Genomic DNA, 21,004 nt, shown 5'->3' with positions numbered 1-21,004 from the left:
CGTCCCGGTTGAGACGTTCGGACTGTCTGGTGTGACGGACACCTGTGCTACCCCGAGCCATCTAGGCCTTCCGAAAGAGCGGTGCCGTCACGTTGGTGGGTTTCGTAGTCGTCGCGTGGGTGCCGGGCTGATGCCTGTCCTAACCCCGACCTGCGAGGTCTAGGGACAGAGCGGCACGGTCCGGCATCCTCGGGCTGTCGCGAAACCCACCGAAGATCGTGTTGTCGTGGTCGTGGCGCGAGCCCGTTCCAGGGCTGACCCCTTCTTGAGTCCGCGAGCCGTCGAGCTCTGACACAGAGCGGGGCCCCTGGGGTGCGCTGGTGTCATGAACGGCTACTGAGATGGCGGACCGAAGAGTCCTGGGATTAGGGCGCCGCATGACCCGCATGTGCTCGTGACCTGCGAAGACAGGCAACGTTGGGAGAGTCTGTTGAAGATCTTCTGCGGTATCGACTGGGCCGAATCGCACCACGACATTGCCTTGGTCAACGAGGACGGCGAGCTGCTGGCCAAGCGCCGGATCACCGACGACGCGGCCGGCTATCGGCTGCTGCTGGACGTCCTCGCCGAACACGGCGACACCGCGGCGGACCCCATCCCGATGGGGATCGAGACCAGCCACGGCCTGCTGGTTGCCGTCCTGCGCACCGGCCTGCGGCAGGTGTTCGCGATCAACCCGCTGGCCGCCGCCCGCTACCGCGACCGCCACGGTGTGAGCCGCAAGAAGTCCGATCCGGGCGACGCCCTGGTGCTGGCGAACATCCTGCGCACCGACATGCCCATGCACCGGCCGCTGCCCGCTGACTCCGACCAGGGCCGGGCCGTCACCGTTCTGGCCCGCGCCCAACAGGATGCCGTGTGGAACAGGCAGCAGCTCGGCAACCAGATCCGCTCGCTCCTGCGCGAGTACTACCCCGCGGCCCTCGAAGCGTTCCAGAGCAAGAACGGGGGCCTGGCCCGGCCGGACGCCCGCGCCGTGCTCGCGGCTGCCCCGACCCCGACCCGGGCGGCGAAGCTCTCGCTGGCCCAGCTGCGGGCGGCGCTCAAGCGCGCCGGCCGCACGCGTGGCATCGACGCCGAGGCCGAACGGCTCCGCGACGTCTTCCGAGCCGAACGCGCCCGTCACCCCCAGGTGGTCGAGGACGCCTTCGGCCACCAGCTGGCCGCCCTGCTGAAGCAGTTCGACGCGGCCTGCCAGGCCGGTGACGACCTCGCTGAGGCTGTCGAGGCCGCCTTCCGCGAGCATCCGGACGCCGAGATCTACTTGAGCTTTCCCGGCCTCGGTGTCCAGCTCGCTGCCCGGGTCCTGGCGGAGATCGGCGACGACCGCACCCGCTTCGCCGACGCCCGCGGCCTCAAGGCCTACGCCGGCTCGGCGCCCATCACCCGGGCCTCCGGCAAGAAGAGCTACGTCGGCCGACGCATGGTCAAGAACAACCGGCTCATGCATGCAGGATTCCTCTGGGCCTTCGCCTCGCTCCGCGCCTCGCCCGGCGCCGACGCCCACTACCGCCGCCGGCGCGAACACGGAGACTGGCACGCCTCTGCCCAGCGCAATCTTCTGAACCGCCTGCTCGGCCAGCTCTTCCACTGCCTCCAGAACCGCCGAACGTTCGACGAACAGCTCGCCTTCGCCGCCCCACAACGGCTTGCGTCAGCACCGGCGGCGTAACCACCGAATGGTGATGCGGAGCACCATCAGAACGGAGGCTAGCTGGACCAGGCGCCGCTCCATTGACCGGACGGACGAGGGTCGTGCTGCTGGAGAAGCTCCACGGCGCGGTCGGTCATGTGGAGGCTGATGAAGTAGCCGGCCATGTCACCGCGGTTGGCCGGCAGGTGCCGGTCGAGGAGACCGATGGCCTCTTCGGTACGGCCTGCGTCGTGCAGCACCCGGGCGATGTGCTCGGCGGCGTACGCGCTGCCGCCTTCGGGGTGGGCCAAGGCCTGCTGGAGCGCCACGTCTGGCCCTGAGCTTGCAGTGATCAGCGGCAGGCGGATCCAGAACAGGTCCCACTCCTCCTCACCACCTCGGGCGGCCTTGAGCTCGTCCAGGTGCGCCAGGCCGTCCTTGGGCCTGCCCTGGTCGAGGCAGAGACCGGCCAGGGTGTGCAGGATCCAGTCCTCACCGGGATGGGCGTCGGCCTGGGCGCGCATCACGTCGACCGCCTCGCCGCCACGTCCGTGCCGTACCAGGAGCTGCGCGAGCTCGTACGCCGCGTTCGGGCCGCCCGCCACAGCCCCGTCAGCCTGCCGGTAAAGGGCGACCGCGCCTTCGACGTCACCGCGTGCCTCCAGCGCCTCGGCCAGACGCTGCCTGGCGTGCCCATGGACGTCAGTGGCCGCGTACTCGCGCAGTTCGTCGAGTCGGCTGTGCCGGGCCAGCAGGTCGGCGAGCTGGTCACGGCTGTTGACGGAGGTGATGTGCCGCGTGCGCAGTAGGGCGATCGCCTCGTTGGTGCGGCCTTGGCGCTCCCGGGCCTGGGCGAGCAGGCCGAGCGCGGTGTCGGCGTCCAGGACGCCGCGGCAGCACCACGGGGAATCGCAACGGTGCTCGTCCGGGATGTGCTCGGACAGCAGGCGGGCGGCGTCGTCGTCCAGGCCGGCGACCTCGGCGACATCGACCAGAGCGGTGGCCAGGACCCAGTCCTCGACCCCGGGCCGCAGGAGCTCGAATGCCTCGGCGGCGCCACCGTGCCGGGCCAGCAGGCGCGCGAAGAACTCCAGCGCCTGTCCCCCGGCCGCCGCGTGCGGGCGCGCCAGTGCGATCGCCTCCGACGCCCGGCCCCAGCTCTCCAACAGCTCCGCCTGGGCCCGGGCGGCCGGCCACCATCCGGTGGCGACATACGGATCCAGCACCGCCAGCGCATCGTCCCGCCGGCCGCGCTCACCAAGAAGTTGGGCCCATGCCCGTGCGCAGAACCACTCGCCCTGGCCGGCCTGCAACGCCACCTCGTGTTCGTGGCCACGCTCAAGGATCTGCACGACGAACTCGGGCGGAATACAGCCGGACAGAGTCCTTGCCTGACGATCAAGATCAGCAGCATCCACGGCAACGCACCCTAACCCCCACCACCGACGAACGGCCCAAAATCGGCACACCGCACGGCCGTCACGGCGTACCTGACCCGTCTCATCGAAGTTTGACGCGTCTCAACGAAGTTTGACGACACTGGACGGCTACCCCGCCCCGCCGGTGGAACGCGGTGATCAATAGGCTCTCGCACATGAAGCAACCGTCGGAGATGGGCGAGCGCGAGTTCTTCGCCTTCATGGGTCGGCGCCCCGGCCTTGTCGTAGGCAAGCCTTCGTTCGACAAGGTGACCGTCTTCCTCGCCGGCTATGCAACACACGCCGACCGCCACGGCGGTCCCGACCCCCTCGACGGCTTTCACGAGTGGTTGGTCGCCCGCCGAGGCCGAAACTGCAACCACGGCTGGCCGGGCCAGGTCCTGCACATCGCTCTCCCTCACGGCTGGGAGAACATCCAGGACCTGCCGCCCGAGGACGAGCAGCGGGCCATCGAGGTCCTGTTCGAGCTCCTCGACGCCTTCCTCGCCGAACGCGAGGCGACGGCGAACACCCAGGCACCAGCCTGACCACACAGCCAGAGCCAGCAGCGGTCAAACTCCGATGAGACAAACCCTCGCCGGTCAAACTTCCGTGAGACTCGTCAAACTTCGGTGAGACGGGTCAGTACCGCTTGCCCCCTGGCCTCCTGAGATGTCTGTCCCTTGAGTTGGGCGCAGGTCCGCTCGACACCGCAGAGGGAGGAGTGGACCACCAGCAGGGTGCCGCCCTCCGCCAGGACGGAGGGCGCTTGACGGCAGATCCGGTCCACCAGCGCGCGGCCGTCCCGCCCGGCGTCCCAGGCCCGGGCCATGCCCCGGGGCGGCCCGCCGTCCTCCTCCGCCGGGACGTAGGGCGGATTGGAGACCACCAGGTCGAAGCGGCGGCCGCGTACCGGTTCCAGGAGGTCGCCGTGGCGCAGCCGGATCCAGCGGCGGTTGAGCAGGCTGTTCAGCCGTGCGGTGCCCAGCGCCCGCCAGGAGATGTCGATGGCGGTCACTTGGGCGCCGGTGCCGGCGGCGGCGAGCGCCACCGCCCCGGTACCGGTCCCCAGATCCAGCACCGAGTCACGGGCGCCGATGGGCTCACGGCCGAGGCACTCGACCAACAGGTCGGTGTCCTCCTGGGCCCGGTAGACACCGGGTGGGTTCAGCAGCCTCATGGCAGGGCGTCTGCCCCTGGGGCCGCACCTGACACGCGTGTGACCCGACTCCGGCAGGACGGCGACCGCTGAGGCCCGGTGAGGGTCGCGGCACCCACGGGGGGAGCCGATCCGCGCGCGGCGGCGCTCCACGAGCGGATCGGCGCCGCTCGCTCACCGGCGTCTCGCGGACGGAATCGGTGGGCGTACGGCCCGCATGTGGGGGCGGATGGTGAAGAGCCGGTCCGTGCCGGTGAGGGCCAGCAGGTGGAGCGGTTGGGGACCGGCGCCGACCAGGACCATCCACGTGCCGCCGGCCTCGGCGTCGGTGCGGGCCTGCAGCAGGACGTTCAACGCGGCGGAGTCGCAGAAGGTCAGCGCGGTCAGGTCGACGATCAGCATGGCGGGGGCCTGGGCGACGGCTTTGCCCAGGGCTGTCTGGAGGAGGTGCCGGGTGTCGTGGTCGGCGGCGCCCGCGACATGCAGGATCACTGCGTCCACCTGCCCGCTGCCCCCCGTGATCTGGAGCTCGTCGGCCAGGTCGTACTGGGGCCGGGGCTCCGGCAGGGCGCTCATGGCGATTCCCTTCGGCTCATCCGCCGGCGCCGGTTTCCGCAGCCGTGACTGCGGCAACAGCTGCTCTCATGCGCACGTCGGCTCGATGCAGGGCGTCTACCCGGGAGGCCGCAGGACGAGTCACCGGCGCGGGCCCACGATCTCCGCCCGCTGCGGGGTGCGGCCACCGCCGGCACCCGCACACCCGGACTCGGCCGGGGGTGTCGAGGTCGGCAAGCGCGTCACGCGGCTGCTGTGATCCTCCGGCACCAGGGCCACCGATCGAGCGGCCGCGACGCCAACACAGCGGCGTACCGGTCGTACTGATGCCGCAGCAGGCGACGCGCTGCGCCGGGCCTCGCAGCCACGCTTCACCGGGCGTGTGCCCGTGTCGATCCGGGGCAGACGCCCACCCGAACCCGTCCAGGGCAGACGCTCACCCGAACCCGTCCAGGGAGGCGACCGGACATGGACCAGGGGCTGGTGCTACTGGCGGCCTGGGCACAGATGGGTGCGCTGGTCACCGTGCTGCTCCACTTCGTGCTGAGGCGGCCGCGATGAGGCGCCGGGCCGGGGCCGCTCTGGTGGCCGCTGTGCTGCTGGCCGGTCCCGCCGCCTGCGCCGGGTCCTCGCGCACCGATGACGACTACCGGCACAAGGCCGCCCACACCCTCGGCTCGGCCGTCGCCGCCGCCCGCACCATCACCACCGGTGTGGACGGTGCCGCGGCCGGTGACCTGACGTCCGCCTTCACTTCGGTGCTGGTGCGGGAGGCGGACGAGGACCTGACGGCGGCCGCCGACTCCTTCCGCTCCCGCCAGCCACCCTCGGTGGAGGCTGACGAACTCCGCTCACAGGTCGATGAGTTGCTGCACCAAGCCGAGCGGCAAGCGGCCGAACTGCGGATCGCGACCCAGCGCGGCGAGAGTGCCCCGACGGCCGAGCTCGCCGCCACCGCGGACCGGATGGAGCAGGAGCAGGAGGCACTTCGGTGAAGAACCTGCTCCGGGTGACCCTCGGCATCCTCACCGCGATCGGCGGCTTCGTGGACATGGGCGACCTGGTCGCCTCCGCCGTGGTCGGCTCGCGCTTCGGCTTCGCCCTGGTCTGGGTGCTGCTGCTCGGCGTGGTGGGGATCTGCGTCTACGCCGAGATGGCCGGCCGGGTGGTCGCGGTCACCGGCCGTCCGACCTTCGACCTGGTGCGCCAACGGCTCGGCCCGCGGGTGGCGTTGGGCAACCTCGCCGCCTCGCTGCTGGTCACCGGCCTCACGCTGGCGGCCGAACTCGCCGGTGTGGCCCTGGCGGTGGAACTGCTCTCCTCGGTCAGCTACCTGCTGTGGGTGCCGGCCGTGACCTTCGCCGTCTGGGTGGTCATCTGGCGGGTGAAGTTCGAGACCATGGAGCGGGTCTTCGGCCTGCTCGGGCTGGCCTTGGTGGTCTTCCTGGTGGCCTTCTTCCGGCTCGACCCGCAGTGGGCGGACATCGGGCATCAGATCACCCACCCCACCGTGCCCTCCGGTGAGGGGCACCCGACGTACTTCTACTACGCCATCGCCCTGTTCGCGAGTGCCATGACCCCTTACGAGGTGTTCTTCTTCTCCTCCGGCGGGGCGGAAGAGCGCTGGAACAAAAGGCAGTTGGGACTGTCCCGGCTCAACGTGATGGTCGGCTTCCCGCTCGGCGGCCTGCTCGCGCTCGGCGTCACCGCCTGCGCCGCACTGGTCTTCCAGGGGCAGGCGATCGACGTGGACCACCTCTCCCAGGCGGCACTGCCGGCCGGCCTGGCGCTCGGCAAGGTCGGACTGGCACTGGCCCTGCTGGGCATCTTCGCCGCCACCTTCGGCGCCGCCCTGGAGACCGCCCTGTCCTGCGGCTACACCGTCGGCCAGTACTTCGGCTGGTCCTGGGGCAAGAGCGCCGCGCCCCAGCGCGCCTCGCGCTTCCACGCGGTGGTCCTCACCGCGCTGTTCGCGGCCGCAGCCCTGGTCCTCACCGCGGTCGACCCGGTGAAGGTCACCGAGTACTCGCTGATCTTCGCCGCCGTCGCCCTGCCACTCACCTACCTGCCGATCCTGGTGGTCGCCGGGGACCGCGACTTCATGGGCAGTCACGTGAACGGGCGCCTCGCCAACATCCTCGGCACCTTCTTCCTGGGCGTCATCCTGCTCGCGGCCCTGGCCGCGATCCCGCTGCTGTTCGCCACCAAAGCAGGACTGTGAGGAGCGCGGCACCGTGACCGACACCACCGAACACGACGGCCCCCGCACCCCCGGCCGCCACTACAGCGCCCGCTACCACCTGCTGGACCGTCAAGTCGTCCACCCCGACGGCACTTCGGTCTGCAAGGTCGACGACCTCGAACTCACCCCCGGGACCGACGGCCGCCTCTACGCCACCGCCGTCCTGGTTGGCCCGCAAGCCCTCGGCCCACGACTCGGCGGGCGGATCGGCCGGTGGTGCACCGCCGTCGCCGCCCGGCTCTCGCTCTCCGGAGCCCCCGGACCCGGCCGCCTGCCCGTCGAGCGGATCACCCACATCGGCTCCGCCCTGGTCTGCACCCCGGGCCCCGACCGGTTGCACGCCTTGGAGGACTGGACCCGCACCCACCTGATCGACCGCATCCCGGGAGCCGGCCATGCCAACCGCTGACACCACCGACCCCGCCGGACTGCGCACCGCCGACCTGATCGGCGCGACCCTGGTGGACGCAGGCGGCACACCCTTGGGCCGGATCACCGACCTCGGCCTGGCCGAAGCCGAACTCCCCGGCGGGATACCGGGGTTGCGGGTGACCGGCGTGGTCGCCACCTCGGGACGCCTGGCCCGGCTGCTCTGCCTCGACCACCGCCCCGTCGACCGCCCCGCCCCGCTCGCGGCCCTCGCCCGGTGGATGACACGCCGGGCGAGCTGGATCGCCTGGCCCGACGTCGCCCTGGTCACCCCCGGCGGCGACGGCCACCCCGGCACGGTGCACCTGCGTCCCGGCGCCGTCCCAACGGCACTGCACACCGCCGGAGTCCCCACCGCCACCGGGCCGGGGACCCGATAGGACGCGCTACGGGCTTCGGGCCGGCCGGCGGGTCAGGGCTTCTGCGGATCCTGGGGGAGCGGAGCGTCCGAGGGGTCGGGTTCGGGCGGGCTTTCGCCTCGGACGTCGGGTGCGTACACCTCACCGGTTCCGGTCCCGGTTCCGGGGACCCCGGACGGCGGGGCGTCGGGGTGGGGCTCCGTGCGGTCGCCGGTCAAGGGGGCGAGCCGGGAAGCGAGGAGGCGCTTGCCGATCTCGGCGCCCTTGCGGCTGTGCTGCTGCGCCTTGGCGAAGAGCTCGGCCGCCTCGGTGTCGCCGGCCTCCTGCGCGTGCTTGAGGCAGCTGTCGAGGCGCAGGACGTTGTCCAGGCGGGTCTGGGTGTACCAGAGCAGGTCGTGGTGTCCGTCGGGTGTTCCGGTGATGTGATCGGTCGTCACGCTCATGGGTCTGCCGGTCCCTTCACGGGTGTGATCGCCGCCGGGGCGGGTGATGACCGGGCGTCTACCCGGCTCGGCGCCGGCTCATCCTGCACCCGCTCCGGCCGGGGTGACCGCCGCGCGAGCCGCCCGGTCACTGTCCCGGGGGCCGCACGGCGCACCTGCGCACCGGGTCGAGAGGGGCGGGTGGTGTCAGTCGGGGGGATCGGGGTAGACGCCGCCGACGAGCCCACCAGGACTCGCTCCTCGAAGCCCTCCGAGCGCTCGGGGAGTTCCGGCCAGCGGCCGACGCCGTGGTCCGAGGATGAGGAGGAGACCGTGGAGGACACCCCGCAGGGCGGTGCCGGCGGAGCACCCGGCCGCCACCAGGAGCCCGTGAACCCCGATCCGGACCGGGCCGCCGCCACGAAGAAGCACGGTCGCGCCCAGGACCCGCCCGAATCCACCGTGAAGACGGTGCGGGCCGGAGCCCCCGTGGCCGAGCAGACCGAGCAGAACCGCCCGCACGACACCGGGAACCGGCACGGAACGGCGGGCCGCGAGTGACAGCGCCCTGCCTCGCGTCCGCGCGGTCGTGAACGACTACCGGGTCTCGGCCGAGTTCTACGACCTGCTCCAGGCCGAGACCGACCGCCGGCTGGCCGAGCGGCGGTTCGCGCGAGCCGCCGCCCGGGCCCGCCGGGCGGTCCTGGACATCGGCGCCGGGACGGGCATCGTCACCGAAGTCCTGCTGAACGCCTCCGGCGTCCCGGTCCACGCCATCGAACCCGCCCCGGCCATGCGGGCCGCGCTGCTCTCGCGCCTGGCCGCACTGGGGGCCGACCGGCGGGCCCGGGTGACCGTGCACGCCGAACCGCTCGCGAGCGCGGGACTGCGGCAGACGGCGGGCCTGGCCATCGCCTCCAACGTGATCGCCTGCCTGGACCCCACCACCCGGCGGGCCGCCTGGCGGGACATCGCGACGGCCCTCGTGCCGGGCGGGCTGCTGCTGTTCGATTCCCCGCCGACCGTGCTACCCGAAGGGCCTGAGGAGTTGGTGCCGCTGGGCCCGGTACGCGTGGGGCCGGACCAGTACAGCGCCACCGTCACCCGCTGCCCCCACCGGGGCGTGGAGCGGGTCGTCTTCACCTATCGGGTCGAACGGGAGGGCAGGCCGCTGCGCGAGGCGAGCGAGCGGTTCGACCTGTGGCCGGCCACGCCCGAGCAGCTCACGCGGGAGCTGGCCGCCGCCGGGCTGAGCGTCGTCCGCGCTCCGGACCCCGGCCTCACCGCCGCGTGGCGCCCGCTCGCGGACGCCACGCGGCGGTGAGGCCCCGTCCCCGGGTCAGTGCCCGAGGGCGTGCTGGAGCTGCTTCTTGTTCATCGTGGAGCGGCCCTTGATGTTGCGCTGCCGCGCCTCGTTGTACAGCTGGTCGTAGGTCGGGCCCTTGGCTCCGCCGTGGGAGCGGAGCCCGCCGCGGCGGGCGGAGGAGATGTCGTGGGTGGAGGAGCGGCTGGCCGTCCTGGACTCGCCGTGCCGGGCGCGTTCCTTGTTGACGGTGCGGGCGGCGATTTCCTCGGCCCGCTCCTCGCTCTCCCCGCGCTCCCGCAGGCCCTCCTTGATGTGCTCGTACTGCCGCTCCCGTTTCGGGCTGGATCCTCGCGGCATGACGCCTCCTCAGGTTCCGGCCGGGCCACCGGTGTCGGTGTCGCCCGGACCGGGGTCAGTTGCCGGGGGTCAGTTACCGGGGCTGATGCGGCCGCGCCAGGCGCCGGTGGCCCGGCCGCGGTCCTCGATGAAGGTCTTGAACCGGTGCAGGTCGCCTTTGACCCGGCGGTCGACCATGCCGAGCACGTCGGCGGCCCGCTCGGCCATGCCCTCGGGCCGGAAGTCCATGGCCAGGTTGACGCGGGTGTGCGCCTCGTCCAGGCGCTGGAAGGTGACGGTGCCGATCTGCTGGACCTCGCCGCCCGTCGTGCGCCAGGAGACGCGTTCGTCGGGGAGTTGGTCGACGATCTCCGCGTCGAACTCGCGCTCGACGCCGGCCATGCTGGTGCGCCAGTGGGTGTGCCGGTCGTCGGTCTGGCGGACCTCGTCGACGCCCTCCATGAAGTGGGGGAACTCCTCGAACTGCGTCCACTGGTCGTAGGCGGTGTGCAGCGGGACGTCGACGTCGATCGACTGCTTGACCATGCTCATGGTGCCTCTGCTCCTCCCGGTCGCCGGCCGGACCACGGTCGGTCCGGCTCCACGGAGCGCCTGCCCGGCACGGGCGACGTCATGCCCGCGACCCTGCCCGAATGCGGACCCGGCCGCTGGCACAGCCGTCTCGAGCTGCCACACACGCGGCCGGTGACCGCCGCCGTCCGGTCAGGGCGGCGCCCCTCCGCCGGTGGCGTTCACCACGCCGCCGGTCAGGTGGCTCGCCTTCGCCTACGGCCAACGTCGCAAGGACCGCGAACCGCCGCCCACCGGCCTGCACCGGCGAGGGGGCCGACGCTGACCCCTTCCGTGGGTGCGGCGCGGTGCCGTGCCCCGGCCGGTACGGGTACGGCCCCAGTGCAGGTCCGCCACCCGTGCGTACGGGTGGCGGACCTGAGCATGTGCGCCTTCGGCCACGGTGAGGCGGGACCAGGTCTCACCAGTAGTGGTTGCGGCCGCCGACCGCGTGGCCCAGGGCCCCGGCGATCCACAGCACCAGGCCGATGACGACGAGCACCATGCCGATCGTCCACAGGATCGAGATCCCGGTGACGAATCCGACGATGAGCAGGAGCACCCCAAGGATGATCATGGTTGCCTTCTCCGGTCGGGGACTTGCGTCCGTTCCCCCGCTGAGTGGTGCCGTCCGCCGTCAGAGCAGGGGAGTGGCGGGCAGGCAGGTGTGGCCGGTCGGCCCGGCCCCGGTGGCCAGTACGTGGGCGATGCCGCCCGCGATGTCCACCCGTAGGGCCCCTGCCGCGAAGACGGGCCGGCCCCACTCGCTGGTCTCGCCGGTGGCGTGGACGATCACCGCCTCCTGTGGACGGTGCGAGCCCGTGAGGCCCGGCAGGGTGATCACGTAACGCGTCGGGGCGTCCACGGCCGTCACCGCCCGTGAGACGGTCGGCCGCCGGCGGCGGCGACCGCGTCGAGGCGGTGCGAGGGCGCTTCCCAACGGCGCCAGGCACTGCGGAGACGGGCGTGCCCCCGACGCGGGAGGCGGTGCACTCGTCGGTGCTCGTGCGGGGCGCGCGAGGCGGAGCTCGCGGTACGGGTCGGGTTCACCGGCTTGGACATGGTCGGACCCCCTCTCGGAGGGGAAAGCGGTCCGGTCACAACCTGCCCGGCTTCGGCCGCGCCAATCAGGCCGACAGGTGCCCGGGCCCGCCCCCACCGGGACGGTTCCGCGCCCGGGGTCCGTCGATGGTGCCGCCCGCCACCGGTGCAGGTCGCACGGGGCTGGACCTGGCAAGTGCCCGCCCGCACCGGTGTGTGGTTCCAGCGTAGGTCGCCGGCCCGTCCCGACATCCCCGGCAGGCGGGCAGCGCTCCCCGGGACCGGGGGCCGGTGTTTGCTTCCGCACGGCCCGGGCAACCGCTGCCTGTCACCCCTTTCCGCCCCGCCACCAGGGCGGCCGCGGAGCAGGCCAGGCCCGCCCGCGCGGCTCGTCGCAGGAGGCTCCCCGTGGCCGTGCAAGCCCGCCCCCGGCTCCTCACCGACCCGGCGCCCGACCGTCCGCCGTGGCCGGACGACTCCCCCCGGCGCCCCACCGGTGCGGCACTCGTGCCCACCCTCGGCGTCGAGGAGGAGTTCCTGCTCGTCGACCCGGACTCCCGGGCCCCGGTCGCCCGGGCCCCGGAGGTGTTGGCCGGCGAGCACGGACTGGGTGCGCTGCTCCAGGCCGAGTTCTACACCTGCCAGATCGAGGTCTGCACGGAACCGGTCCGGACCCTGCCCACCCTCCGCGCCCAACTGCTGCGGCTGCGCGGCGCGGTGGCACGGGCGGCCGCCGATTCGGACTGCCGGGCCATCGGCTCGGGCTGCGCCCCGCTGGCCGCCACCACCCCGATCCCGGTCACCGACACCCCGCGCTACCGCCTGATGGCCCGTCACTTCGGTTCCGTGGTGGACCACCGCACGGGCACCGCCTGCGGCTGTCACATCCACCTCGGCGTCCACGACAAGCCCGAGGCCCTGCTGCTCAGCGCACATCTGCGGCCGTGGCTGCCCGCCCTGCAGGCGCTCGCCGCCAACTCGCCCGTCTGCCAGGGCAAGGACACCGGCCACGCCAGCTGGCGCGCGCTCTGCTGGGCCCACTGGCCCACCGTCGGCCCCGCCCCCGTCCTCGATGCCGCAGCCTACGAGGCCCTCGCCGACTCCCTGGTGAGCTCCCGGCTGCTGCTCGACCGCAGGATGATCTACTGGTTCGCCCGTCCCTCCGAGCACGTGCCGACCCTGGAAGTGCGGATCGCCGACGTCAGCGCCGACCCGGACACCACCGTGCTGCTCGCCGGCCTGGTCCGCGGCCTGGTCGCCCGGCTGCGCCGCGACGTCCAGGAGCGCCGCCCCGTCCCGGCCGTGTCCGACGCCCTGCTGCGGGCCGCGCACGGCTGCGCGGCCCGCGCCGGCCTCGGCGGCGCGGGCCTCGACCCGCACTCGGGCCGGACGGTGCACCAGAGGCACCTGCTGGACCGCCTGGTCGAGTACGCCGGCCCCGGGTTGGCCGCCGCCGGAGACCTGGCCACGGTGACCGCCCTGCTGGAGCGGACGCTGCGCGAGGGCACGGGCGCCGACCGACAGCGCGCTGTCCTCGGCGGGCGGGGCCGTGCCGAGGACGTGGTGGACTTCCTCGCCGACGCCTTCACCGGCCACGCCTGAGACGCGGCCGCGCCGCACTCATCGGCCCTTGCGGCGCAGCACTGCGGCCGGCAGCAGTACCCAGCACAGCGAGAACCAGGCCGCCACGCCCCCGGCGATCGCCCAGGCGGCCGCGCCCAGCCCGGCCACCCTGAGGAGCAGGAGCAGGGCCGTGCAGACCGTGACGCCCAGCAGCACCATGCCGAGCGAGACCAGCCGGGCGGCGGCGTCGACCATCCGGGCCTTGACGTGCTCGCCGGCCAGCAGGCGGTGGTAGGAGACCGGGGCGATCAGCGCCCCGACGGAGAACGCCCCGAGCGTCACCACGGCTGCGTACAGGCCCCGCTCCAATCCGTCGATGGTGGCGAAGCGCGGGGTGAAGGCCACGGTGAGCAGGAAGCCGAACATGATCTGGGCACCGGTCTGGGCTATCCGTACCTCCTGGAGCAGCTCGTTCCACCGGCGGTCGGCCCGCTCCGCCGTCGTCTCGTCGCGCCCGCCGTCACGGCCGCCCGGCTGCTCCTTCACCGGAACCTCACCTGCCCTCACCTGCTCTCGGCGGCCCGCCCGGCCCCTGCGGGACGGCGCCCGGGATCTCGGCCCACACCGTCTTGCCACCGGGACCGGAAAGGGTGCCCCAGCTGCGGCTGAGCAGGTGAACCACCTGAAGGCCGTGCCCGCCCGGGCGCCCGGGGGAGGGCGGTCTGTGGTGCGGAAGACCCGGGCCGGCATCGTTCACCTCGATGCGCAGCGCGCCGTCGTCCAGCACGGTCAGCCTCAGCAGGCCGGGCCCGCCGGCGTGCAGCGCGGCGTTGGCGACCAGTTCACCGGTCACCAGGACGGCGTCCTCGCAGACCAACTCGGGCACCGAGGCGACGGCCAGGGCGCCGCGCACCTCGCGGCGCGCCACCATGACCGGATGGGGTTCCGCCTTCAGATCGACTTCCACCGGACGCACCGGGGGTGTTCCGGCCGGTCGGGACGAAGCCGTGGGATCCGAAGCCACCAGCTCTCACCTCACCCCGCTCTGGCCTCTGCCGCGCTCACTCCATGCCGTGCGCCTGCCCGGACGGGCGCGGTCCATCCCCGAGAGCGGCCACCGGGTAGGCACATCATCGGGCCTGCGGTGGTTCCACGCAGCCCAACCGGGCAGGAGCAAGGACGGGGGCCTGCGGAAGGAAGACCTGATGGCACCCGACACCATCGTGAACCCGAGCGCGGTCAGCACCGGTGACGCCCGTGAGCTGTCCCGTGAGCTGTTCCGCCGCCTGGCGGAGGCCGAGCCGGGCAGTGAGACGTACTCCTACGTCCGCGGCACCCTGATCGAGCTCAACATGTCCCTGGTCCGCTTCGCCGCGCGCCGCTTCCGCAGCAGCCACGAACCGATGGAGGACATCGTCCAGACCGGCATGGTCGGGCTGATCAAGGCCATCGACCGCTTCGACCCCGACCGCAACGTCGAGTTCACCACCTTCGCGCTGCCGACCGTCCTCGGCGAGATGCGCCGGTTCTTCCGCGACACCACCTGGGCGGTCCACGTCCCGCGCAGCCTCCAGGAGGCCCGGCTCGCGGTGGCCCAGGCCACCGACGAACTCGAGCAGACCCTCGGCCGTCTCCCCGACAACGCCGAACTCGCCGAACGCACCGGCCTGACCGAACAGGGCGTCGCCGACGGCATCGCGGTGGCCGTCGCCCGCACCGCCGGCTCACTCGACGCCCACACCCCCGGCGAGGACGAAGAGGACTGCCCCGGGCCGCTCGACCGGCGCCTCGGCCACGAGGACCCGTCGTTCGTCACGGTCGACGACATCCAGTCCCTCAAACCGCTGATCTCCGCCCTGCCGGAGCGCGAACGGGCCGTCCTCGCCCTGCGCTTCACCGGCGATCTGACCCAGGCCGAGATAGGCCGCCGGCTCGGCCTGTCCCAGATGCACGTCTCCCGCCTCCTCAGCCGCACCCTCACCGACCTGCGCACCGCCCTCGACGGGTGAGCCGCCCGGCTGCCGGCCCGGCCCGGGCTCAGCCCGGCCGGTGCCGGCGCAGCCCCCGTAGCGCGAGGGTGCGGCGCACTGCGCACACCGCACCGACAGCGGCCGGCGCACCAGCGAGCACCAGCCCACCCTGACGTGCTGCCCCGGCCGCCACGAACGCGCCCACCGACACCACGACCAACACCGAGGCCAGCATCACGGTCGCGTGGACACTGCACCACACCGACCAGCACACCCCGGCCCGCCCCGTCCGCAGCCGACGCTCCAGCCTCCGGTCCTGGCGCAGTCCCGCCTCGATGTCGACCAGCATCCTCTTCTCCCACCCCGAGAACCTCGCACCCATCTGCGCTCACCTCACCGCACCGGCAGCTGCGTAGCTGGGCGTCTTCCCCGGGCGGTGGCGGACATGCCCTCCTGCGGGTCGGCGTCGGAGGAGGGTCAAACGCCGTGGCCGTGACGGTGGTTGGGCCCTGGCCGGTGGTGGCCCGGGTCGGTGACGGCGAACTCGGGGCCGTCACGGTCGGTCTTGAGCTCCTCGTGGGCCGGCGGCGGGGCGCCCTCCGCGGTCATCCGCGCCTCGGGAGTCTCGGACGGCCGACTTTCGCCGACCGGGGATCCGGCCGGGGATCCGGTCGGGGCGGGGCGCCGGTCTGCCGCCGGGTACGCGTCGGTCGAGCGGTGCGCCAGGTGCCCGCCGAGCGCACCGACCAGGGCCACCACGCCGTTGCCCGCCAGGCCGTAGCCGATGCCGGCCAGGCGGTCACCGCGGCGTCGGGCGTGCAGGGACCGGAGTTGGAGCACGGTGGCGGTGACGGCGGAGGCGGCGTGCACCAGGCCGGTGCGGCGTTGCTCGCGGTCGAGCTCGGCCCAGTCCAGCCAGCCGGCCCACAAGGCCGGGGGGACCCCGGCCAGACCGAGGGCGGTGAGGCGCCGGGCCGCCGTCGGCGAGCTCCCGGTGAGGTCCAGCACGCTCGCGGAAAGCCAGCACCCGAGCGGGAGTTGGACCAGCGCCGGGTGGAGCGAATGGCCCAGCCAGGCGCCGCGCAGCAGCCCGCGGGCCCGGCCCAGCGGCAGACCGTCCACAAGGCGCTTGATCCGGTCGGCGACCGGGTCCAGGGCGGGCCAACGCGCCGGCGCGTCCAGCCAACCGGGCAACGGCGAGACGGGGGTGGTGCTCACGGTGTCCATGTTCTTGCGTCTGACCTGTCCCACGCGCATGAAACGGGACCGGGGGTGGTGGCACGGCTGCGCCCACCGCTCGGCCACCTCGTCGCCGAGGACAGCCCGCCGGCCGTCCCCTTCCCGCCGGTGCGGGGAGTACTTCGGACGGCGGGCCGGCCCAGCGGTCGGGGTCCGTCGCTTCGGTTCCGGCCGGCTTCGGTCAGGTGGGTGGCGGGGCGCTGTTCAGGCAAGCGGTGACCACGATCTCCGCCCGGATTCCGGCGAGGCCCGGGTGGCAGCCGCTCTTGAGGGCGATGCGTTCACGGACGCTGCTCGCGGTGGCGGAGGCCTGGTGCCCGGGTCGGACGGCGATCCACACCTCGACGGTCGGGGGCGCGGTGCGGCGCAGCCGTACGCCGCCGGTGGTGCCCGGCCGTGTGGTCAGGCGGTGCGGGAGGCGGGGGCTGAGGTAGGCGACACCGGGGAGTTCGGTGACCCAGGCGGCGATGTCGGCTTCGAGCCGGCGGCGTTCGTCGGGGGTCATCGCGCACCTTCTTCGCCGGGCAGCAGGTCGCGGACGGTGACGTCGACCTGCTGGAGTTCGAGGCCCAGGCGGAGCGCCGCGGCCTCGGCGACGGCGGAGCGGACCAGGGCGGCCGTCTCGGGCAGTGGCCGGCTGAGGTCGGCGAAGACCTCCACCGAGGCGAGCAGCGGCCCGGGTGGGATTCTGCGCACCGTGAGGCGTGCCGTGCCGCGCCGTGCCGCGGCGTCGAGGGGTTCGATCCGGCACCTGCCCGCGCAGACCCCGGGGAGGGCGTCCACGGCTTCGCGGAGCACCGCCGCCGCGGCGGAGCCGGTGATCCAGTCGTCGCCGTCCCGGTCGAGCGGCACCAGGGGACCGGGGAGCAGTTCGGTGCGGACGGCGGCCATGAGCCGGTCGAGGAAGGCGGACTCGTCGGCCTGCTGCCGGTCCTCCTCCAGTGCGGCGCGCACCGTGCTCCGCAGGATCTGCTGGGCGTCGAGCGCTGCCGTGCAGTCGGGGCAGTGCTCGTGCCCGGGGCCGGGGCGCCCGTCCTCCCAGAGCGCGGCGAGGCCGGCGCCGCAGGGGAGGGTCTCGGAGTCGTCCGTGCCGGGGTCGGTGCCGTCATGGGGGTGGGGGTCGGCGGGGTGCTCGGCGTCGTTCAGCGCCATGGGGCCATCGCCTCCGTCAGCTGTCGGCGGGCGCGGAAGATCCGTCCGCGCACCGCGGGTTCGCCGGTGCCGGTCACCTCGGCGATCTCGTCGTAGCTCAGGCCGTGCAGCTCCCGCAGGACCCAGCATGCCCGCTGCTCGGGGGTCAGGGTGGCCAGTGCCGAGCGCAGGTCGCGGGCCGAGGCCTGGGACTCGGCCGCCCGCTCCGGGAGGTCGGCCGGGTCGGTGCTGGGCACCTCCGGGGCGCCGTCCAGGGGGAGTTCGGTGCGCCGGGCGCGCAGCGCGTTGAGGCACCGGTTGGTGACGATGCGGTAGAGCCAGGTGCCGAAGGCGGCGTCGGCGCGGAAGCCGGGCAGGGCCCGCCACGCGGCCAGGCAGGCTTCCTGGACCTGGTCCTCGGCGGCCTGGCGGTCCTCGAGCATCCGGGTGGCGAGGGCGAGTGCGCGCGGGGTGTGACGGCGCATCAGCTCGGCGAAGGAGTCCTGGTCACCGTCGCCGGCCCGGGCCGCCAGGACGTGGTCGGGCAGCAGCGCGAGGGAGGGGCCCGGCCGGGCCGGCGGTGCTGGTGGGGACTCGGGCATGGCGGATCCGTCGCTCCCGGGGGTGGTCGCCGTGGTGGGCGGGTGGGGCGGGTGCCGCCCCACCCGGGCAAACGCCGCGCGCCGCTACCGGACACGGGTGGAGGGCGCCTCGTCATCCCCTTCGTCGTCCTCGTCGGGCAGGTGGACGTCGACCACGTTGATGTTCACCTCGACCACCTGAAGGCCCGTCATGCGCTCCACCGCGCCGACCACTTCCTCCCGGACCTCGGCGGCGACCTCGGTGATCGACACGCCGTACTCGACGACCAGGTCGAGGTCGATCGCGGCCTGCTTCTCGCCGACCTCCACCTTCACGCCCCGGGTGACGCCGGCGGACGAGCGGCCGCCCGGGACCCGGTCGCGCACGGCGCCGAGCGCACGGGTGAGGCCGGCGCCGAAGGAGTGGACGCCGTCGACCTCCCGCGCGGCCATCCCGGCGATCTTGCCGACCACCTGGTCGGCGATCGCGGTACGGCCGCGCTCCGCGGACGGGGCGGTGATCTTCGCGGCCCCGGCGGGGACGGCGTCCTTGCGCGGGGTGGTGTCGGTGGTGGGCACGGGTGCCTCCAAGGGCTCGTCGTTGCGCTTCGTCCCCTTGGACACCGGGCCGCCCGGATTCCTCACGCGCTCCCGGCCGGAAATTCCCCGGACCGCCCGACTCGGCCGTCCGCCCACCCGATCCACCCGTACGGGGGAGAGCGGCCGCGTGAGGAATCCGCCCCCGCCGGTGTCGAAGAAGCACAGGAGCGCACACCGCGCACACCGCGCACCCCCGCAGAACGAGGAGAGGCCCGCCCATGACCACCCCGCTGCCCGCAGTCCGGCGAGACCACGCCCACCACGGTGCGGCCGTCCCCTGCGAGCAGTTCCACTGCACCGTGGAGCACACCGGCGACCACCTGCTGCTGGCCCCGTGCGGTGACCTCGACGCCACCGCACTGCCCCGACTCGCCGGGCCCCTGTACCTGATCGGCCCGGGCACCAGCCTGGTGCACCTGGACCTCGCCGCGGTCGGCTTCATGGACTCCAGCGGCCTGAGCCTGCTCATCCGCGCACGCAAGCGCTGCGCCCGGGCGGGCGCCCGGCTCGAGGTCTCCGGTCTGCGCCCCCAACACCGCCAGCTCCTGGACCTGCTGGGCTACACCCTGCTGCTCCCCGCGGCCGACTGACGGACCACCAGAGGAGGAAGTACCGTGTCCCACACCCTCACCGGCCTGATCGGCGATCTCGCCCTCGGCTTCGCCGCCGCCTTCGGCGGCTTCACCTCCTTCCTGCTGGTCGCCGCCTGCGGCACCATCGGCCACCTGCTCGGCAGTTGGGCCGACGGCGGGCCGGGGCCGGCCGGGCTCCGGCGCCGGGGAGGCCGGCGATGACCGCCCGGCCCGTGCTCCCGGCGCCGCGCGAACGCGGCAGGCTCAGGATCAGCGACCGGGCCCTGTCCCGGATCGTCACCCGGGCGGCCGCGGACGGCACACCACCTGCCGACGGCCCGTCCCAGGCGCGGTCGGGCCCTCCCCGCCCACGGATCGGCCCTACCCGCACATGGATCGGCTCTTCCCACGCACGCATCGGCCCTACCCGCGCACGGGTCAGGCGGCACGGCACGGACGCCGAGGTCGGCCTCCGTCTCGTCCTGCCCTACCCGGGCCCGCTCGCCGAAGGCGCGGCGGCCGCCGCCGGGGCAGCGCGACGGGCATCGGCCGCACAGGCCGGAGTCCGGCTGCGCCGCACCCGGATCCTGATCACCTCCCTCGAACCGGGCGGACGCCCGGCCGGTGCCGTCGAGCGGCCGACGGCACCCGCCCGGGCCCGCCGGGCCGCGCGCCGGTGGACCGCCCGACGGGTGCCCGCGTCCCTGCTGGCCGCTGCCGGTCTCACGGCGGCGACGGCGTGGTGGCTGGCCCGGGTACGCGGCGCCCCGCACCCGGCCGCCGTGCAACAGGTCCTGGACGACCTCGCGACGGCGCGCGTCGGCGACCTGCCGGTGCTGGTCGGCGCCGCGGTGACGGCACTGCTGGGGATCTGGCTGACCGTCATGGCCACCACCGGCACCCGTCGGTCGGGCTGGCAGATCTCCCCGGCGGGCGGCACCGCGGTGGTCGAGGTCGACCGCAGGCTGGTCGAGCGCGAGGTGCGTCAAGAGCTCGGGGCACCGGACCGGCTCCGCGTCCGGGCCCGCCGCACGGTACGGATCACCACCCGGCTCCCGCTCGCCGCCGACACCCTGCGCGCAGCGGCCCTGGACGCCTACGCCCGCCTCGGCTTCGACGGCCCGCCCCCGACCGTGGTCCGGGCACCCCGCCCCGCCGCAGCCGGACCGCTCCCCGCTCTCCCCGCACCCCACCGCACGGAGGAATGATGCGACGCACCGCCAACCGATCGGCCCTGGCACTGGCCGGACTCGCCCTCACCGCGGCCTCAGGCACCGTCCTGCTGGCTGCCGCCGGCGTCCTGCCGCCCGACGTCCGGCCGTCCTGGCTGCCCCGCACCACCGACTCCGCGCTGCTGCCCACCTCCCTGGCGAACGGCCTCACGGCCGACCGGAGTTGGGACCAGCCCGTGGCCCTGGCCGTGGCCGCCACCGGGATCCTGTGCCTCGTCCTCCTGCTCACCCAGCTCGTCTCCCGGACCCCGGCCAGGCTGCGCCTGCACGCCGGCGAACCCCACACCAGCGAACTCCACACGGGCGAACTGCGCTCCGCCGCGCTCACCGAGGCCGTCCGCGCCCGGGCCCTGCTCGTCCCCGGCGTCGCGGACGCCGACGTGCGGGTGGGCCGTGGCCGGCGCCCCGCCCTGGAGCTGACCGCCCGGCTCGCGCGGCGCACCAGTCCGACCGCGGCCGTCGACCCGTTGCTGGCCGTTCTCGCCGAAGCAGCCGAGAGCACCGGCCTGGAACTCCGTCTACGACTGCGCCTGACCCCGGCCGACTCCGGTCCGCGGCGCTTGAGTTGACCGTCCCGGGCATCGCCCGGACGGCCGGTGACCTCCAGCCGGTACCCGGAGGACCGCGTCGGCCGAGGGCAACCTGC

General features: G+C 73.7%; 30 protein-coding genes. 14 read left to right on the top strand and 16 right to left on the bottom strand.

Annotated features, from left to right (window positions below):
* Positions 1 to 388 precede the first annotated feature (388 nt).
* Entirely contained in the window at positions 389 to 1,672 is a 1,284-nt protein-coding gene (locus ACIA8O_RS36250; protein ID WP_396298313.1) for an IS110 family transposase, read from the top strand.
* A gap of 38 nt (positions 1,673 to 1,710) precedes the next feature.
* Here ACIA8O_RS36250 and ACIA8O_RS36245 read toward each other — a convergent pair whose 3' ends face one another.
* A complete protein-coding gene (locus tag ACIA8O_RS36245; RefSeq protein WP_396298312.1) occupies positions 1,711 to 3,051 on the bottom strand; it encodes a tetratricopeptide repeat protein in 1,341 nt (446 codons plus the stop codon).
* Between the two features lie 176 nt (positions 3,052 to 3,227).
* On the opposite strand from ACIA8O_RS36245, the gene ACIA8O_RS36240 reads away from it, so the two are divergent.
* Positions 3,228 to 3,599, top strand: coding sequence for a hypothetical protein (locus tag ACIA8O_RS36240; RefSeq protein ID WP_396298311.1), 372 nt, complete (start codon positions 3,228 to 3,230; stop codon positions 3,597 to 3,599).
* Between the two features lie 74 nt (positions 3,600 to 3,673).
* Here ACIA8O_RS36240 and ACIA8O_RS36235 read toward each other — a convergent pair whose 3' ends face one another.
* Positions 3,674 to 4,231 (bottom strand): HemK2/MTQ2 family protein methyltransferase, encoded by a 558-nt coding sequence (locus tag ACIA8O_RS36235; protein WP_396298310.1) that lies wholly within the window; start codon positions 4,229 to 4,231, stop codon positions 3,674 to 3,676.
* Positions 4,232 to 4,384: 153 nt separating this feature from the next.
* Positions 4,385 to 4,786, bottom strand: coding sequence for an STAS domain-containing protein (locus ACIA8O_RS36230; protein ID WP_396298309.1), 402 nt, complete (start codon positions 4,784 to 4,786; stop codon positions 4,385 to 4,387).
* Positions 4,787 to 5,322: 536 nt separating this feature from the next.
* Here ACIA8O_RS36230 and ACIA8O_RS36225 point away from each other — a divergent pair.
* The 4 genes from ACIA8O_RS36225 to ACIA8O_RS36210 are packed head-to-tail and all read left to right on the top strand — an operon-like array spanning position 5,323 to position 7,816.
* Positions 5,323 to 5,760, top strand: coding sequence for a hypothetical protein (locus tag ACIA8O_RS36225; RefSeq protein WP_396298308.1), 438 nt, complete (start codon positions 5,323 to 5,325; stop codon positions 5,758 to 5,760).
* On the top strand, positions 5,757 to 6,986 hold the full coding sequence (locus ACIA8O_RS36220; protein WP_396298307.1) for an NRAMP family divalent metal transporter: 1,230 nt from the start codon (positions 5,757 to 5,759) through the stop codon (positions 6,984 to 6,986). Before ACIA8O_RS36225 ends, ACIA8O_RS36220 begins: the two co-directional genes overlap by 4 nt.
* Positions 6,987 to 6,999: 13 nt before the next feature.
* Positions 7,000 to 7,416 (top strand): hypothetical protein, encoded by a 417-nt coding sequence (locus ACIA8O_RS36215; protein WP_396298306.1) that lies wholly within the window; start codon positions 7,000 to 7,002, stop codon positions 7,414 to 7,416.
* Positions 7,403 to 7,816 carry a hypothetical protein gene (locus tag ACIA8O_RS36210; RefSeq protein WP_396298305.1) on the top strand — a complete coding sequence of 138 codons (414 nt, stop codon included), beginning with the start codon at positions 7,403 to 7,405 and terminating at the stop codon, positions 7,814 to 7,816. The genes ACIA8O_RS36215 and ACIA8O_RS36210 overlap by 14 nt, the downstream gene beginning before the upstream one ends.
* A 32-nt stretch (positions 7,817 to 7,848) precedes the next feature.
* On the opposite strand, the gene ACIA8O_RS36205 is transcribed toward ACIA8O_RS36210, so the two are convergent.
* Positions 7,849 to 8,232, bottom strand: coding sequence for a hypothetical protein (locus ACIA8O_RS36205; protein WP_396298304.1), 384 nt, complete (start codon positions 8,230 to 8,232; stop codon positions 7,849 to 7,851).
* A 318-nt stretch (positions 8,233 to 8,550) separates the two neighbouring features.
* Between ACIA8O_RS36205 and ACIA8O_RS36200 the strand changes: the two genes are divergently transcribed.
* Positions 8,551 to 8,778 (top strand): hypothetical protein, encoded by a 228-nt coding sequence (locus tag ACIA8O_RS36200; protein ID WP_396298303.1) that lies wholly within the window; start codon positions 8,551 to 8,553, stop codon positions 8,776 to 8,778.
* A 28-nt stretch (positions 8,779 to 8,806) separates the two neighbouring features.
* Positions 8,807 to 9,541, top strand: a complete 735-nt coding sequence (locus tag ACIA8O_RS36195) for a methyltransferase (RefSeq protein WP_396298302.1) — start codon at positions 8,807 to 8,809, stop codon at positions 9,539 to 9,541.
* 15 nt (positions 9,542 to 9,556) lie between these two features.
* Here ACIA8O_RS36195 and ACIA8O_RS36190 read toward each other — a convergent pair whose 3' ends face one another.
* The 4 genes from ACIA8O_RS36190 to ACIA8O_RS36175 form a co-directional block, all read right to left on the bottom strand.
* Positions 9,557 to 9,880 (bottom strand): plasmid stabilization protein, encoded by a 324-nt coding sequence (locus tag ACIA8O_RS36190; protein WP_396298301.1) that lies wholly within the window; start codon positions 9,878 to 9,880, stop codon positions 9,557 to 9,559.
* Positions 9,881 to 9,949: 69 nt separating this feature from the next.
* Positions 9,950 to 10,411: an SRPBCC family protein gene (locus tag ACIA8O_RS36185; RefSeq protein WP_396298300.1), complete on the bottom strand. Its 462-nt coding sequence runs from the start codon at positions 10,409 to 10,411 to the stop codon at positions 9,950 to 9,952.
* Positions 10,412 to 10,850: 439 nt separating this feature from the next.
* Positions 10,851 to 11,006 (bottom strand): DUF6131 family protein, encoded by a 156-nt coding sequence (locus ACIA8O_RS36180; protein WP_396298299.1) that lies wholly within the window; start codon positions 11,004 to 11,006, stop codon positions 10,851 to 10,853.
* A 60-nt stretch (positions 11,007 to 11,066) separates the two neighbouring features.
* A complete protein-coding gene (locus ACIA8O_RS36175) occupies positions 11,067 to 11,294 on the bottom strand; it encodes a DUF6296 family protein (RefSeq protein ID WP_396298298.1) in 228 nt (75 codons plus the stop codon).
* Between the two features lie 584 nt (positions 11,295 to 11,878).
* Between ACIA8O_RS36175 and ACIA8O_RS36170 the strand changes: the two genes are divergently transcribed.
* Positions 11,879 to 13,072, top strand: a complete 1,194-nt coding sequence (locus ACIA8O_RS36170) for a glutamate--cysteine ligase (protein WP_396298297.1) — start codon at positions 11,879 to 11,881, stop codon at positions 13,070 to 13,072.
* 18 nt (positions 13,073 to 13,090) lie between these two features.
* On the opposite strand, the gene ACIA8O_RS36165 is transcribed toward ACIA8O_RS36170, so the two are convergent.
* Both ACIA8O_RS36165 and ACIA8O_RS36160 read right to left on the bottom strand, forming a co-directional pair.
* Positions 13,091 to 13,579, bottom strand: coding sequence for a DUF6328 family protein (locus tag ACIA8O_RS36165; protein WP_396298296.1), 489 nt, complete (start codon positions 13,577 to 13,579; stop codon positions 13,091 to 13,093).
* A 7-nt stretch (positions 13,580 to 13,586) separates the two neighbouring features.
* The gene (locus ACIA8O_RS36160; RefSeq protein WP_396298295.1) at positions 13,587 to 14,000 is read right to left on the bottom strand and encodes an ATP-binding protein; all 414 of its coding nucleotides are present in this window, start codon (positions 13,998 to 14,000) and stop codon (positions 13,587 to 13,589) included.
* 238 nt (positions 14,001 to 14,238) lie between these two features.
* Here ACIA8O_RS36160 and ACIA8O_RS36155 point away from each other — a divergent pair, with 238 nt between their 5' ends.
* Positions 14,239 to 15,042, top strand: a complete 804-nt coding sequence (locus ACIA8O_RS36155; protein WP_396298294.1) for a SigB/SigF/SigG family RNA polymerase sigma factor — start codon at positions 14,239 to 14,241, stop codon at positions 15,040 to 15,042.
* Between the two features lie 28 nt (positions 15,043 to 15,070).
* Here ACIA8O_RS36155 and ACIA8O_RS36150 read toward each other — a convergent pair whose 3' ends face one another.
* The 6 genes from ACIA8O_RS36150 to ACIA8O_RS36125 all read right to left on the bottom strand — a co-directional run bounded on the left by ACIA8O_RS36150 (position 15,071) and on the right by ACIA8O_RS36125 (position 18,476).
* Entirely contained in the window at positions 15,071 to 15,352 is a 282-nt protein-coding gene (locus ACIA8O_RS36150; RefSeq protein ID WP_396298293.1) for a hypothetical protein, read from the bottom strand.
* Positions 15,353 to 15,480: 128 nt separating this feature from the next.
* Entirely contained in the window at positions 15,481 to 16,221 is a 741-nt protein-coding gene (locus ACIA8O_RS36145; protein WP_396298292.1) for a (2Fe-2S)-binding protein, read from the bottom strand.
* Positions 16,222 to 16,423: 202 nt separating this feature from the next.
* Positions 16,424 to 16,747, bottom strand: coding sequence for a hypothetical protein (locus ACIA8O_RS36140; RefSeq protein WP_396298291.1), 324 nt, complete (start codon positions 16,745 to 16,747; stop codon positions 16,424 to 16,426).
* Positions 16,744 to 17,394 carry a hypothetical protein gene (locus ACIA8O_RS36135; RefSeq protein ID WP_396298290.1) on the bottom strand — a complete coding sequence of 217 codons (651 nt, stop codon included), beginning with the start codon at positions 17,392 to 17,394 and terminating at the stop codon, positions 16,744 to 16,746. Before ACIA8O_RS36135 ends, ACIA8O_RS36140 begins: the two co-directional genes overlap by 4 nt.
* The gene (locus ACIA8O_RS36130; RefSeq protein WP_396298289.1) at positions 17,385 to 17,975 is read right to left on the bottom strand and encodes an RNA polymerase sigma factor; all 591 of its coding nucleotides are present in this window, start codon (positions 17,973 to 17,975) and stop codon (positions 17,385 to 17,387) included. Before ACIA8O_RS36130 ends, ACIA8O_RS36135 begins: the two co-directional genes overlap by 10 nt.
* Positions 17,976 to 18,059: 84 nt before the next feature.
* Complete coding sequence (locus ACIA8O_RS36125; RefSeq protein ID WP_396298405.1) at positions 18,060 to 18,476, bottom strand: Asp23/Gls24 family envelope stress response protein; 417 nt, start codon at positions 18,474 to 18,476, stop codon at positions 18,060 to 18,062.
* A 296-nt stretch (positions 18,477 to 18,772) separates the two neighbouring features.
* On the opposite strand from ACIA8O_RS36125, the gene ACIA8O_RS36120 reads away from it, so the two are divergent.
* From ACIA8O_RS36120 to ACIA8O_RS36105, 4 genes are read left to right on the top strand one after another with little or no spacing between them, the layout of a single operon-like run.
* Complete coding sequence (locus tag ACIA8O_RS36120) at positions 18,773 to 19,144, top strand: STAS domain-containing protein (RefSeq protein WP_396298288.1); 372 nt, start codon at positions 18,773 to 18,775, stop codon at positions 19,142 to 19,144.
* Positions 19,145 to 19,168: 24 nt separating this feature from the next.
* Entirely contained in the window at positions 19,169 to 19,348 is a 180-nt protein-coding gene (locus tag ACIA8O_RS36115; RefSeq protein WP_396298287.1) for a hypothetical protein, read from the top strand.
* Positions 19,345 to 20,334 (top strand): hypothetical protein, encoded by a 990-nt coding sequence (locus ACIA8O_RS36110; protein ID WP_396298286.1) that lies wholly within the window; start codon positions 19,345 to 19,347, stop codon positions 20,332 to 20,334. Before ACIA8O_RS36115 ends, ACIA8O_RS36110 begins: the two co-directional genes overlap by 4 nt.
* Entirely contained in the window at positions 20,334 to 20,927 is a 594-nt protein-coding gene (locus ACIA8O_RS36105) for a hypothetical protein (protein WP_396298285.1), read from the top strand. The genes ACIA8O_RS36110 and ACIA8O_RS36105 overlap by 1 nt, the downstream gene beginning before the upstream one ends.
* The last annotated feature ends 77 nt before the right edge of the window (positions 20,928 to 21,004 follow it).

It is taken from the genome of Kitasatospora sp. NPDC051853, from assembly GCF_044452665.1.
GTDB lineage: Bacteria > Actinomycetota > Actinomycetes > Streptomycetales > Streptomycetaceae > Kitasatospora.
The sequence above is the reverse complement of the archived record's forward strand: the minus strand, read 5'-3'. Positions and strand labels throughout refer to the sequence as shown.